Source organism: Acinetobacter rathckeae (assembly GCF_015627125.1).
Classification (GTDB): domain Bacteria; phylum Pseudomonadota; class Gammaproteobacteria; order Pseudomonadales; family Moraxellaceae; genus Acinetobacter; species Acinetobacter rathckeae.
On record NZ_VTDO01000007.1, the window covers coordinates 35102 to 49556 of the forward strand.

At 40.4% G+C, this 14455-nt stretch carries 11 protein-coding genes; 10 read left to right on the forward strand and 1 reads right to left on the reverse strand.

Going from position 1 to position 14455, the window contains the following annotated elements; translation table 11 throughout:
• The first annotated feature begins 6 nt into the window (after positions 1–6).
• The 5 genes from ftsI (at position 7) to I2F31_RS10885 (ending at position 6767) form a co-directional block, all read left to right on the forward strand.
• A complete protein-coding gene (gene ftsI / locus I2F31_RS10865) occupies positions 7–1827 on the forward strand; it encodes a penicillin-binding protein PBP3 (RefSeq protein ID WP_195773894.1) in 1821 nt (606 codons plus the stop codon).
• A gap of 9 nt (positions 1828–1836) precedes the next feature.
• Positions 1837–3336 carry a UDP-N-acetylmuramoyl-L-alanyl-D-glutamate--2,6-diaminopimelate ligase gene (locus tag I2F31_RS10870; RefSeq protein WP_195773895.1) on the forward strand — a complete coding sequence of 500 codons (1500 nt, stop codon included), beginning with the start codon at positions 1837–1839 and terminating at the stop codon, positions 3334–3336.
• A 4-nt stretch (positions 3337–3340) separates the two neighbouring features.
• The gene (locus I2F31_RS10875) at positions 3341–4741 is read left to right on the forward strand and encodes a UDP-N-acetylmuramoyl-tripeptide--D-alanyl-D-alanine ligase (RefSeq protein ID WP_195769515.1); all 1401 of its coding nucleotides are present in this window, start codon (positions 3341–3343) and stop codon (positions 4739–4741) included.
• Entirely contained in the window at positions 4742–5860 is a 1119-nt protein-coding gene (gene mraY / locus I2F31_RS10880) for a phospho-N-acetylmuramoyl-pentapeptide-transferase (RefSeq protein ID WP_195769516.1), read from the forward strand.
• An 82-nt stretch (positions 5861–5942) separates the two neighbouring features.
• A complete protein-coding gene (locus I2F31_RS10885) occupies positions 5943–6767 on the forward strand; it encodes a putative RNA methyltransferase (RefSeq protein WP_195769563.1) in 825 nt (274 codons plus the stop codon).
• A 20-nt stretch (positions 6768–6787) separates the two neighbouring features.
• On the opposite strand, the gene I2F31_RS10890 is transcribed toward I2F31_RS10885, so the two are convergent.
• Positions 6788–9283, reverse strand: a complete 2496-nt coding sequence (locus I2F31_RS10890) for a penicillin-binding protein 1A (protein ID WP_195769517.1) — start codon at positions 9281–9283, stop codon at positions 6788–6790.
• Positions 9284–9440: 157 nt separating this feature from the next.
• Here I2F31_RS10890 and pilM point away from each other — a divergent pair, with 157 nt between their 5' ends.
• From pilM to I2F31_RS10915, 5 genes are read left to right on the forward strand one after another with little or no spacing between them, the layout of a single operon-like run.
• Positions 9441–10502, forward strand: a complete 1062-nt coding sequence (gene pilM / locus I2F31_RS10895) for a type IV pilus assembly protein PilM (RefSeq protein ID WP_195769518.1) — start codon at positions 9441–9443, stop codon at positions 10500–10502.
• A complete protein-coding gene (locus I2F31_RS10900; RefSeq protein ID WP_195769519.1) occupies positions 10502–11122 on the forward strand; it encodes a PilN domain-containing protein in 621 nt (206 codons plus the stop codon). The genes pilM and I2F31_RS10900 overlap by 1 nt, the downstream gene beginning before the upstream one ends.
• A 1-nt stretch (position 11123) precedes the next feature.
• Positions 11124–11825: a type IV pilus inner membrane component PilO gene (locus tag I2F31_RS10905; RefSeq protein ID WP_195769520.1), complete on the forward strand. Its 702-nt coding sequence runs from the start codon at positions 11124–11126 to the stop codon at positions 11823–11825.
• Positions 11825–12346, forward strand: coding sequence for a pilus assembly protein PilP (locus I2F31_RS10910; RefSeq protein WP_195769521.1), 522 nt, complete (start codon positions 11825–11827; stop codon positions 12344–12346). The genes I2F31_RS10905 and I2F31_RS10910 overlap by 1 nt, the downstream gene beginning before the upstream one ends.
• 51 nt (positions 12347–12397) lie before the next feature.
• Positions 12398–14452, forward strand: coding sequence for a type IV pilus secretin PilQ (locus I2F31_RS10915; protein ID WP_195769522.1), 2055 nt, complete (start codon positions 12398–12400; stop codon positions 14450–14452).
• Positions 14453–14455: the final 3 nt, after the last annotated feature.

Genomic DNA, 14455 nt, shown 5'->3' on the forward strand with positions numbered 1-14455 from the left:
TGTGGTATGGCTGATAAAAAAACAACGCATCAAAATAAAGTCACACCTTCGGTGACACCTAAAGTCCCTTTCATGAGTCAGGGGCGATTTTATTTTATTTGGCTGATTGTCGTGGCCTGTTTTCTACTACTGATTGGTCGTGCTTTTTATGTGCAAATCATTAATAAAGATTTTTTACAAGATAAAGCCAATGCCGTGATTCAGCGAGACCAAACGGTGGAGCCCATGCGTGGTGTGATTAGTGATCGCAATGGTGTACCACTTGCCATTAGTTCGCCAATTATGAAAATTGTCATGGATACCGCAGACTATTATGACAATAAAAAACTATATGAAAAAATGACTGCACCTTCGGCGGATGGTAAAAAACATAAAGCTAAACAAAAGTTGCCAGATAAAGACTTTAACTTAGATGAACTTGCTGAAGCTGTAGGTATAGATGCCACAGATCTAAAGCAACGTATGCAGGCACATCCGAAGTCTAGATATTTGGTTTTAAAAACTGAAGTACCACCACCTGAAGCTGATGTCATTATGGCACACAACTTTCAAGGGGTATATACCGAAAAATCATATAAGCGTTACTACCCGCAGCCACAGCCAAATGCACAGATTATTGGTTTAACCAATAATGACAGCAAAGGGGTAGAGGGCTTAGAAATGAAGCTCAATACCGAGCTTGCAGGTACATCGGGCTTACAAACCACCATTCGAGATAAATTTGGTAATCGGGTGCGTGACCCTGAAATTATTCGACCTGTGACAAATGGTAAAAACTTTACTTTAAGTATCGACTCACGCATTCAGTATGTAATGTATAGAGAGCTGACTGCAGCAGGGGTGGCCAATAATGCACGTTCTGCCACTGCCATTGCGGTAGATGTCAAAACAGGTGAAATTTTAGCCATGACCAGTTGGCCTTCTTATAATCCAAATGATAAAAATGATTTAACTAATAAAGATGCAATGCGTAACCGTGGTGCGATTGATATGTTTGAACCTGGTTCAACCATGAAGCCATTTACCATTGCTGCAGCTTTAGAAAGTAATAAATATACACCTGCGTCAATTATAGATACGCACCCAGGTTCAATGCGTATTGGTTCACATACCATTCGAGACACCCATGACCATGGTGTTTTAACACTGGCAGGGGTGATTATTAAGTCATCCAATGTCGGGGCTGCAAAAATTGCATTGTCCTTGCCACCGACCACTTTACCAACGACGTTTAAACGCTTTGGTTTTGGTTCAAAATCGGCAGTCCATTTTCCTGGCGAAAGTGGTGGTTTGATTTTGCCACAAAAATATTTAAACGTGTCTGAAATTGGCACCATGGCATATGGTTATGGCTTAAATGCCACAGTTTTACAGTTGGCTCAAGGCTATGCCATGTTGGCCAATCATGGTAAAGAAATGCCACTGTCATTGTATCGCTTAGATAAGCCACCTGAGGGTGAACAAGTGTTGTCTCCAAAGATTGCAGACCAAATTGTAGGCATGCTAGAGCAAGTGACACAGCCCGGTGGTACAGCAACACAAGCTCAAATCCCAGGGTATCGTGTTGGTGGGAAAACAGGGACAGCACATAAACTGAACCCAGACCGTAAAAGTTACTCTACCTCAGAATACCGTGCTTTATTTGCAGGGATTGCACCGATTAGTAACCCTCGTGTTGCCATGATTGTTGTGGTTGAAAATCCACAAGGGGCTTACTATGGGGGGGTTGTGGCAGCACCTGTATTTACACGCATTATGCAAGAAACTTTACGCTTGTTAAATGTACCTTTAGATAAACCATTGCAACCCACAAATTTTAAAAAATAAGGTGCTTTTATGTCGATTTGCTTTAAAGATCTCTGTGATGTACCGAGTGATCAAGTTTGGCTCACACAGCCATTTACAGGCTTTTGTTTAGACAGTCGTGAGTTAAAAGAAGGGCAAATTTTTATTGCACTCAACAGTTATTCACAGCCAGAAAAAACGGTTTTATTTGCCCAAAAGGCAAGACAACAAGGGGCTTTAGGTGTGATTTCTGAATCTGTACTTGATCAAGTGGGTAGCTTGGTCATTACAGATGTACGCCAAAAAATAGGGCAGTGGCAACAACAATATTTACAACACAGTTTAAATATGCCCCCCCCGAAAGTGGTTGCAGTCACAGGTACCAATGGTAAAACTACGATTTCACGGTTGGTGGCCGAAATTTTAACGTTTGTGGGCCATACAGTTGCGATCATGGGGACAACAGGGCATGGTATTTTGCCGAATTTAACCCCATCGACACATACCACGCTTGATGCCTTGCAACTCCAGAAATATCTAGCACAATATAAACAACAAGGTGCTGAGTATGTCTCTTTAGAGGCCAGCTCGCATGGTTTAGAGCAAGGGCGTTTGGTTGGGTGTGACATTGAAGTGGCTATTTATAGCAACTTAAGCCATGATCACTTAGATTATCATCATACTTTTGAGCAATATGCTGCAGCAAAAGCAAAACTTTTTGAGTTCTCTACACTCAAGGCGGCAGTCATAAATCTAGATGATGCTTATGCCGATGTGATGCTTACGGCAGCAAAAAATAATCCTGCACAGCCTAAAATTATTACATATGCTGAAAACCGTAGTGATGCAGATTTTTACGTGACGAATGTTGAATTTGTTTTACATGGTGTGAATTTTGATTTACATAGCCCACAAGGAGTTAAGGCTGTGTCTAGTCCATTGCTTGGTCAGTTTAATATTGATAACTTATTGGCCAGTTTAGCGACAGTATATGCTCTAGGTTTTGATATCAATCAGGTGATTTCTCGACTTCCTGAATTGGTGGGTGCACCGGGGCGTATGCAAATGATTGCAGACAGCAATAGAGTATTTATTGTTGATTATGCCCATACCCCCGATGCTTTAGAGCAAGCATTAAGTAGTGTTAAAAAACATGTGGCAGGCAAGCTTTGGGTAGCGTTTGGCTGTGGTGGAGACCGTGACCGTACAAAACGCCCGATCATGACCAAAATTGCATTGTCACAAGCCGATGTTGTGGTACTCACATCAGATAACCCAAGAACTGAGAGTCTAGAGCAAATTTTTAACGACATGATTCAAGGCTTAGACTTTACCTCGCATACGGCCTATAAAATTGATAATCGCCGTGATGCGATTGCATATATTACACAACATGCACAGGCGGGAGATGTGGTTGTTATTGCAGGAAAAGGCCATGAAAATTATCAAGATATACAGGGTGTAAAACATTTTTTTGATGATACCGTTGAAATCAAAACTGCTTTAGAGCAAAAAGAATCTCTTTCAAAAAAATACGTGGCATTGGGATAATAATATGCATACATCAACCACGAGTACCAACGCACTCATGCCTTGGTCAGCACAAGATTTGGCACAAGCCACGCAAGGCAGTTGGTATAAAGAACGTACCCCAAATACACAAATTAAACGTATTTTAACCAACTCACGTCATGCAGAATCAGGTGATGCTTTTTTAGCACTCAAAGGTGAACGCTTTGATGCACATACATTTGTCGCCCAAGTGCAAACCCAAGGTTGTGAGGTTGCGATTGTAGAGCGACCAATAGACGATGTAGAGATTTATCAGCTGGTGGTGGCCGATACACGTTTGGCTTTAGGTCTCTTAGGTGCGTTTCGTCGAAAGTCATGCCACGACTTAAAAGTGGTGGCACTGACTGGTAGCAGTGGTAAAACCACCACCAAAGAAATGTTAGGCAGTATTTTTAGCCAATTAGCTCCCACATTGGTGACACGAGGTAATCTAAATAATGATTTAGGTGTACCGATGATGTTACTTGAACTGACTGAACAGCATCGTTATGCAGTCATGGAGTTGGGGGCAAATCATCAGGGTGAAATTGACTACACATCTCACTTAGTTGCACCAGATGTGGCAGGTATTTTAAATATTGGTACAGCACATTTAGGTGAGTTTGGTGGCCGAGAAGGTATTTGCCAAGCCAAGTCGGAAATTTATCAGCACTTAAAAGCAAGTGGTTGTGCCATTGTTCCTAAAAATGATGACTTTACTGTTAAAATTGAACAAAAAACACAATCTTTTCAGTGTTTAAGTTTTGGTGAAGGCGGTGATGTTTATGCAACAGACATACAGCTACAATCTGAATCGACTATATTTTTACTGCATACCCCCAAAGGTATTACGCAAATAGATTTGCCTTTTGCAGGGGCTCATAATGTGGATAATGCCTTGGCAGCCACAGCATTTGCTTTAGCGCTTGATGTGCCTTTACAGGTGATCGCACAGGGTTTAGCCTCTGCTGTTGCAGCCAAAGGGCGTTTGAATTTTATTCGTAAAAAACAATACTTATGCATAGATGATACGTATAATGCCAACCCCACATCTATGCTGGCAGCAAGCCATGTGTTAAGCCAACAACAAGGCATAAAAGTCTTGGTGATGGGGGATATTGGTGAGTTGGGCGACACAGCAACTTCTGAACATCAGAAACTGGGTGAACAGTTGTCACACTTTGCGATAGATCAGATTGTGGCTGTAGGTGAGTATGCACAGGCCGTGAGTGTTGCTGCCACAGGGCCTGTACCTGTCGCACATTTTGAAACACAGGCACAGGCACTACCGTATTTAATTGAAATGATAAAAAAACATCAACCTCAGACCATGAGTTTCCTATTTAAAGGTTCTCGATTTACCCATATGGAGACGTTGATGGCTGATTTGATGGAGACGCTTTAAATGTTGTTATGGTTATTTGAACGATTAGGTGGGATTGATAGTAGCTTTTTGGTGGTACGCTATCTGACCCTGCGTACACTCTTGAGTGTAATCACTTCACTGTTAATCGGGTTGGGCTTAGGGCCAATCATGATTAAAAAACTCCGTGCTTTGAAATATGGTCAAGCAGTAAGTACCTTTGCCCCAGAAAACCATGCACAAAAAATGGGTACACCCACTATGGGAGGGGTGCTCATTTTAATGTCAATTGGAATCAGTACTTTACTATGGGCCGATTTATCCAACCCCTATGTATGGATTGTTTTGGCGGTTATGGTGATTTTTGGTGCAGTGGGTTGGGCAGATGACTGGATTAAAATCCGTTATAAAGACAATGCTGGTCTTCCTGCACGTAAAAAATTCTTTTGGACTTCTGTGGGCTCGTTGGGTGCAGGGATTGCATTGTATTGCATTGCTCAAGCACAACCTTCAATGACCACAACACATAACATGTTGGACTTGCTGATTCCATTTTTTAAACACTTAAGTATTCCGTTGTCTGCTGTGCCTTTTGGCTTGGCATTTATTGCATTTACCTATTTGGTGATTAATGGGGCATCCAATGCCGTGAATTTAACCGATGGTTTAGATGGTTTGGCCATTATGCCAGTGGTATTGGTTGCAGCAGGTTTAGGTGTGTTTGCTTACTTGTCTGGTGATGTACGTTTTGCGGGTTATCTACATATTCCGTATGTGAAATATACCTCAGAGCTGGTGGTGATTTGTTCTGCTATGGTGGGCGCAGGTTTAGCCTTTTTATGGTTTAATGCTCACCCTGCACAAATTTTTATGGGTGATGTGGGGGCTTTAGCACTTGGTGCAATGCTCGGTACAATTGCAGTGATGGTACGCCAAGAAATTGTCTTTGCGATTATGGGTGGTGTATTTGTAATGGAAGCTGTGTCTGTGTTCTTACAAATTGGCTCATTACGTATGCGAAATAAGCGGGTGTTTTTAATGGCACCACTGCATCATCATTATGAAAAACGTGGCTGGAAAGAGACTCAAGTGGTGATACGTTTTTGGATTGTCACGATTTTCCTTGTGGTGATTGGTCTCATGACATTAAAACTGCGTTAATTATGTGTGTTGCTTAAAAGCTGGCGATTGCCAGCTTTTTATATGGGAGAATCTTGTGAAAACAGCCAAAGCTTTACCTTTGATGTGTCCTGTGTGTCGGCATCAACTTCACTTATCTGAGCAAACGTGGCAGTGCGAACAAAAACATAGTTTTGATGTGGCCAAGCAAGGGTATGTAAATTTACACGTTGTACAGCATAAACACAGTAAAACCCCAGGTGATACTGTAGAATCGGTAACGGCCCGTCGTGCATTTTTGGCAGAGGGTCATTATGCACCTTTACAGCAAGCGGTCACTGAAATTATAACAAAACATAAAATCAATTCAGTGTTAGATATTGGCTGTGGTGAAGGTTATTACACCAGTGCAATGCAACCAAATGTAAAGCAGTGTATAGGGGTAGATATTGCAAAAAATGCGGTACAAAGGGCCGCAAAAACCAATCGTGAAGTGACTTGGGTTGTTGGTACAGGAGCGGTACTACCTGTGATGGACAGCAGTATTGACTTGTGTAGTAGTCTGTTTAGCCCATTGCCCATAGATGAGATGTGCCGAGTGTTACAAGATGATGGATATTGTTTGGTGGTCACTCCTGCAAAGAATCATTTGTATGCCATGCGAGAGGCTCTTTTTGAGCAAGTGACACTGCATGAGCCTGATAAAATATTGGCACAATTTGAGCCTTATTTTGATTTGGTAAAGCAACAACAGCTTGAATACACAATTAATCTGACACAAGATGCACTCAAAAATTTGATTGCGATGACACCTTATGCTTACAAAGCGAAGTTAGACAGACGTTGTACATTAGAACAGGTTGAGCAATTTGAAGTGACTGCAAGTTTTCAAATTTATTTGTTCCAACGCCGTAAACTTCATTTAGAAATCTGCCCTAGCAAAGATTAAGGGCAGATGTTGCTGTCATTTTATTGCACTTGATTAATTAAATTTTCAATATCATCACCATTGTTTGCACGTTTGCCTGTATTTTGTGTGCTTGGTTGAGCAGGCATGTTGTCTGAATGGTCTGTGTCATTTTGTTGAGGCAGATCACTAAAATCACTGTTATTTTCTATCGGTTGAATGGTTACAGGCTTGTAGATTGGTTTTGCAGTAGGTGGCACAATACGACCAGTATTTTTGTCTTTACTGAGAGATGGTACTGGATCATTACTATCTATGTTGATCCATGCATATGGTGTGCCTGCTAATGCATTTTTCATAAAGCCTGACCAAATCGGTAGTGCTGCAACGCCACCATATTCACGTCGTCCTAATGTGGTGGGTTGGTCAAAGCCGACCCATGCCACAGCCACCAATTTACCATTGAAACCAGAGAACCACGCATCTCTAGCATCGTTGGTTGTCCCTGTTTTTCCGCCGATATCATCACGGCCAATAGTAAGGGCGGCACGACCTGTACCGACTTGAATCACGTCACGTAAAATACTTGCCATATCAAAGGCAGATTCAGACTTAATAATACGCTGTGCTTGGCGGTAATCACTACGTTTTAGGGCTGGTTGATTAATGTTGGCTATATTTTGTCTGAATGCAGCATCATCGCTTGTACCTTCTACCTTTGATGGAGTAGTAGATGGTGTCTCTATACAAGAGATACAGGCATACTCAGGGTTAGCCTGATAAATTGTTTTACCGTAAGCATCTTCAATATGGTCTATAAAATAAGGTTCGATACGATAACCGCCATTGGCAAATGTTGCATAGCCTGTTGCCATTTGTATAGGCAACACTTGAGGTGTACCGAGAGCAATGGTGAAATTACGAGGAATTTGGTTTTCTTGTAGGCCAAAGTCCATGAGTAGTTGTCGTGCATGTTCTACACCAACACTTTGTAGTAAACGTACAGAGACTGTATTACGAGACAAATAAAGTGCTCTACGTAGGGGAATGAGTCCTAAATAGCGTCCATCAGAGTTTTTCGGTGACCATTTCCCAATGGTGATCGGTGCATCATCGACCATCGTATACGGAGTCATGCCACGTTCTAATGCCAATGCATAAATAAATGGTTTAATGGTAGAACCAGGTTGTCTCCAACCTTGTAATGCACGATTAAATGTAGATTGGTAGTAGTTATAGCCACCCACGACAGCTTCAATTGCACCGTTATTAGGGTTCAGTGCAATAAGTTGCCCTTGAACTTTTGGAAGTTGTACCAAAAGCCAAGAGTCTTTAGCATTGCTCGGTCTTAAACGTACAATATCATTTACTTTGACAATTTGGTTTGCGCGCGTTGGCATTGGCCCAACGCTATTGGCATTTCTGTAAGGGTGTGCCCACGCCATACTTGACCAAGGAACAGTGACCGTTGTGCCATCTTTCAATTCGGCATCAAAGGTGGTGTTTAATACTTTTGTTACTTTGGCAGGGTAGGCATCTGCAATTGGGAAAAACTGAGAAAGTGGCTTATTATTGGCTTCCGCACCACGCCAGCCATGACGACGGTCATAGTCTTCTAGGCCCGCTTGTACAGCTTCTTCAGCATATTTCTGACGTTGACTATTAATCGTTGTATAAATTTTAAAACCAGAGTCAACGGCTTGTTCTCCGAACTTATTTACAATTTCAGATCGAACCATTTCACCGACATATGGAAACTGGGTATTGACACCGCGGTCTTGCATATCTAAATTTAATGGTTCTGTCACAGATTTTTGGTATTCTTGTGAACTAATATAGCCTAATTGTAACATGCGACCTAAAATCCAGTTTCTACGTTCAAGTGCTCGGTCTGGGTTTGCTACAGGGTTATATTTTGAAGGTGCTTTGGGTAGGCCAGCAATCATTGCCATTTGTGCAATGCTGAGCTGATCTAAACGGTCTTTGTTGTAGTAGATTTTTGCAGCGGCAGCAATGCCATAAGCATTTTTACCTAAGAAAATTTTATTGACATACAGCATTAAAATTTCTTGCTTACTTAGGTTTTCTTCTAATTTTCGTGCTAAAAATACTTCTGTAAGTTTACGCTTGAGGGTTCTTTCGGGGCTTAAATAGTAGTTTTTTGCCACTTGCATGGTAATGGTTGAGCCACCTGTTTGCACATCTGAACCGGTCACGCTTTCACTGACTGCGCGCCCAAGACCTTTAAAACTAATACCACTATGTTCAAAGAAAGAGGAGTCTTCTGCTGCCAAAAATGCATGAATAAATTGAGGTGGAATTTGGTTGTATTCAACTGGAATTGAAAGTTTACCGCCATATTCTGCAATGAGTTTATGATCTGCAGTATAAATTTGAATTGGTTTTAGTAATGGTGCTTTTCTAATGGTACTCATGTCTGGTAGTGATGGTGCAATGTACAAATACATGCCATAAAATCCCATCGGAATAGCGACAAGAATCATCAAGATAAATAGGAAAAATGGGTAAATTCGACCAGAACAAGAAGTTTTTTTCATATTAGCTGTAGCTATAGTTAAAAAATGGGATGGCGAAGTGAAAGTATAATCTATGTCGTTATATTATGGCGTATTATATACGATTATTGTGCAAATCATATTGAAAGTAGTGTATCGTCAAAAGTTATTACGCTCATAGAAATCATGAGGATGTGTTGTGCTTAAATTGAATGGTAAGCGAAAAAAGGGGTTAGTGGGAGTAGATATTGGTTGCTCCTCTGTAAAATTGTTGGAACTCTCTCAAAAAGGTGGGCGTTATAAGGTAGAAAGCTATGCCAATATTGCTTTAGCCGATGGCGTTGTTGTAGATAATAATATTCTTGATGCTGAAGCACTTTCAAATGCTTTGCAAGAAGCCGTTGATGTGGGTAATCCTTCGGCTGATTTAGTGGCTTTTTCTTTGCCGAATGCACAAGTTATTTATAAAACTTTGGAAATGGATAAAGATCTAACGGATGAAGAAAGAGAAGTACAAATTCGTTTAGATGCCGAGCAATATATTCCATTTCCTTTAGATGAAGTAAGTTTAGATTTTGAGATACTAGGCACTAATAAAAAACAACCCGATCAAGTCTACGTTCGCTTAGTTGCGACCAGAACTGAGCATGTAGATGCAATTACTGATGCATTGATATATGCGGGTTTAACGCCGAAAGTTGCTGACGTAGAAAATTTGGTTTTAGAACGTGCATTTTCTATTTTTTCAAGTACTTTACCTGTTTCTGCCAAGCTTGTTGCTGTGCTGGATGTCGGGCATACAACAACAAACTTTACGGTATTAAATCATGGGCGTGTGATCTATACCAAAGAACAAATGTTGGGTGGAAAACAACTTATCTTAGATGCACAGTACCATTATGGTGGTCTATCAGATGCAGATGCAACAGCATTAATTTCAGACCATAGTGGTTATGCTGATTATGAAGATGCAATTTTAACACCGTTTAAAAAAGCTGTTTTGGATCAAACCTCACGTGCACTACAGTTATTTTTCTCTAGTTCGTCTTATCATCAAGTTGATCATATGCTATTGGCAGGTGGCGTGGCGAATTTAACTGGATTAGCACAATATTTACAAGCTGAGTTAAGTTATAGGGTCACTGTCGCGTACCCTTTTTTAAATATGGCGTTTTCTCCTCAAGTGAACGTACAGCAATTTGAACAAGATTCACCTGCATTAATGCTTGCATTAGGCGTAGCCCTTCGGAGTTTCGATTGATGTCAAAGATAAATCTATTACCTTGGCGTGATGACGTTCGTGAGCAAAAGAGAAAAGCGTTTATTTTAGTGTCTGTACTGATGGTGTGTGTGGGCCTAAGTCTTGTTGCAGTCACTTGGTTCTTTTTAAATCAACAAAGAGTTGATCAAGAGCAGGCTAATCAGCTCATTTTAGCAAAAAATCAACAAATTGATGAGCAACTGAAATCCTTGAATGGTTTACAAGAGCAAAGACAAGCCATTGTTGATCGTATGGGGCTGATTCAAAACTTACAAGCTCAGCGTCCTGTTGCAGTGCGTTTAGTCGATGAGTTGGTTCGTGTGATTCCGACACAAGTTTATTTGACCCGTTTTTCTCGGACAGGGGAATCACTGGTGATTGAAGGTAAGGCAGAGAGCCCTAATACTGTTGCAGAGTTAATTCGCAATATGGATAACTCAGTATGGTTTCGTAACGTTTTTATGAGTTCATTTATTGCGAATGACAAAGATATGGCGGCAAACCAGCAAGTGTCTATTTTACCTCGGGCTGAAGAAAAATATGGCAGCTTTGTTGTGACTGCAAATATTGGAAGTATTGCACAGCCAACTTCTGCCAATGCATCAAAGGGAGGAAAGTAAAATGTCTGATCAAGATTTTTTAGTGGACTTTGATGATAAAGAAATCAAGAAAAAACGCTCTCTACAAGGTTTTCTTGATCAGTTTAAGTCATTAGATGCGAATAATTACGGTGCTTGGCCAACAGCAGTGAAGGTTACTAGCTGGACATTTATTGTCATCTTTATTTGTATATTGGGCTACTTCGTATTGATTGTCTCTGTGATGGAAGATACATCGACTGCACAGGCACAAGAGGCGAATTTACTCAATGAATACCAACAAAAAGACTCTAAGTTACGTAACTCACAAAGTTATAAAAAACAATTAACTGCCATGCAAGCAGGCTTTGAACAGCAATTACAGCAATTGCCCAAAGAGTCTGAAATTGCAGGATTGGTTGAAGATATTAATACCACAGGCTTAAAGGCTGGGCTCAAACTTAAAAATATTCGTCTAGAGGGCGAAATTAAACAAAACTTCTTTGTTGAACAACCAATTACCATTGAAGCTATTGGTGATTATCACGCTTTTGCTCGTTTTGTAAGTGATATTGCAGTGTTATCTCGTATTGTCACGATCAGCGATTTTTCAATTACTGCAGTTGGAAATAAAAATGGTAAGGTGGATGTACCTGAACTAAATTATGTCATTAAAGCAAAGACATACCGTTATTTAGGTGGCACACAGCCAGTGACGAATCAGAAAGCGGGAGACCACTTCTAATGAACCATCGCTTAATTTATGCTACTGTGGCTGTGTTGTTGGTATCTGGTTGTGACTCACGGGTGAGTCATGTCGAAGCTGAAATGAGCCGTATACAACAAGAACCAGCATTGGCATTACCCGCAGCCCCTGTATTTGAAAAAGTGCCACAGTTTGAATATGCAGCACAGGCGTTAAGAAGCCCTTTTTTACAAAATTCGTTATATACCGAACTTAAGGTACGTGCTGGTAAAAAAGTGTCGCCTAACTTTGCACATATTGCACAGCCCCTTGAAGCATATCCACTCGAGTCTTTACTTATGCGTGGTGTATTACAAGATGGTGGTAAGGTGTCTGCTTTAATACAAGCACCAGATAAGCAAGTTTATCGTATTACTGTGGGTAGCTATATGGGCTTAAATCAAGGGCGTGTTGTGGCATTAACGCCAGAGCGTATACAGTTAATTGAGATCGTATCTGATGGCCAAGGTGGCTATGTAGAGCGACCAAGAACATTAGTTTTAGTTGGCCAAAATGCTTAGCAAGTTAGGTAAACGTATTGGACAGAACGAAATATTGTGGGGAATAAACGCATGACGTATTCAAGAGTGTGCCGACTTGTATTAGGGGCGGTTCTTTTTAGCAGTAGTTTATCTGCGATGCAATTGGCACAAGCACTGGCAATTACAAGTGTAACTGCCAATGATCAAGGCAACCAAAACAGTGAAGTTCGTATTGTATTTGATGGTAAACCAGTAGATCCTAAAGCCTACCAAATTGGGCAAATGCCTAAGCTCATTCTAGACTTTCCGAAAACGGAAATGAAGGTAACAGCAGCACAGCTCGCAAAAATACATACAAGCCAACTAGAACGTGTGGCATTGCTTTCACAGAATCAACAGTCTCGTTTAAGTCTAGACCTTAAAGAAAATGCACAATTCTCTTCTCGTATAGAAGGTTCAACGTATATTTTAAGTGTTACACCTAAAAGCCCGAATGTCAGTGTAAGCACAAGTGTAGAAAAACAACCAACAAACACGGTACAACAGCCACAAGCATCGGCTAAGCAATTGACACAAGGTGTTGCAAATATTGGTTTTCAACGTAGTGAAAAAGGTGATGGTCAAATTGTCATTGACTTATTAGATGGCCATACACCTGTCGATATTCAACAACGCAGTAATTATGTTGTGATTCGGCTGATTGGAAATAAAATTCCAACACATTTGATTCAGAGAATGGATGTCAATGATTTTGCCACACCTGTAAGTACCATAGATAGTTTTAATGATGGTGCAAACGGCATTATTGAAATTAAAAATGTAGGTGCCTTCGATTACAAAGCTTACCAAACTGAGAAAAAACTGACCATTAATGTGGCTCGAAAAGACAGTACAGAAAATAAATCACTCAATGAATCAAAGTATACCGGTCGTAAACTATCTTTAGATTTCCAAGACATCGAAGTTCGTCGTGTACTGCAGGTTTTATCAGATTTTTCTGGTGTAAATATTATTGCTGCTGATAGTGTGCAAGGTAATATTACTTTACGGCTCAAAGATGTGCCATCAGATCAGGCTTTAGACTTAATTTTAAAAGCCAAGAACTTATCTAAGAAGCAAATTGGAGAAGTGATTTGGGTGATGCCAACGATGGATATGATCAAAGCTGATGAAGAAGAAGCAAAACTTAAAGCACAACAACGTAAAGATGTTGCGCTACAAACAGAGTTTATTCAATTAAACTACATTAAAGTCAAACAACTTGAAGATATTTTTGACTTAAAAAATAAAGGCCAAGACCGTAAAGAAAATAACCCTTTGCTCACACCAAGAGGTTCAGCTGTTCTCGACCCGAGAACCAATACTATTGTTTTAACAGATACACCTGAGAAGATTCAGGAAGTCAGAAAATTGTTTAAACAGTTAGATACTGCGGTTAAACAAGTGATGGTAGAAGCACGTATTGTACGTACTGAAACAAATTTCAGTAAAGACCTTGGTGTCAATTGGAGTTTGTCTCAACAAACCTCTACTTCTGGTTGGGATAACGGTAAAATTACACGTTCTATTTCGGCGGGTGTAGATTTAGGTACAACGACAAACTACGGTTCATTGTCCTTAGGCTTACTTCGCTTGGGGAGTAATATGCTTGATTTGAAACTCGCAGCCTCTCAAAGTGATGGTCAAAGTGAAATATTATCTACGCCTAAAGTAATGACTGGTGATAACCAAGAAGCAACCATCCGTTCAGGACAGAAAGTCCCTTATGCAACCACCAGTGGTAATAATGGTACAACCATTACTTTCCAAGATGCTGTACTTGAACTAAAAGTGACGCCAAGTATTACGCCAGATGGAAAAATACAGATGCAGTTGAATATTTCTAAAGACTCATTGGGTGTGCTAACAACAGCAGGTTATGCCATAGATACCAATGAGTTGAAAACGAATGTACTTGTTGCAGATGGTGAAACGGTTGTACTTGGTGGTCTGTATGAAAATACGTCTATTAATCAAACCAATAAAGTTCCTTTATTAGGTGACTTGCCAGGCGTTGGACATTTATTTAAAAACAATACCAAGTCTGATATCAAACGAGAGCTATTGATTTTCATTACACCACGAATTGTTAATGACACATTTTAAAGA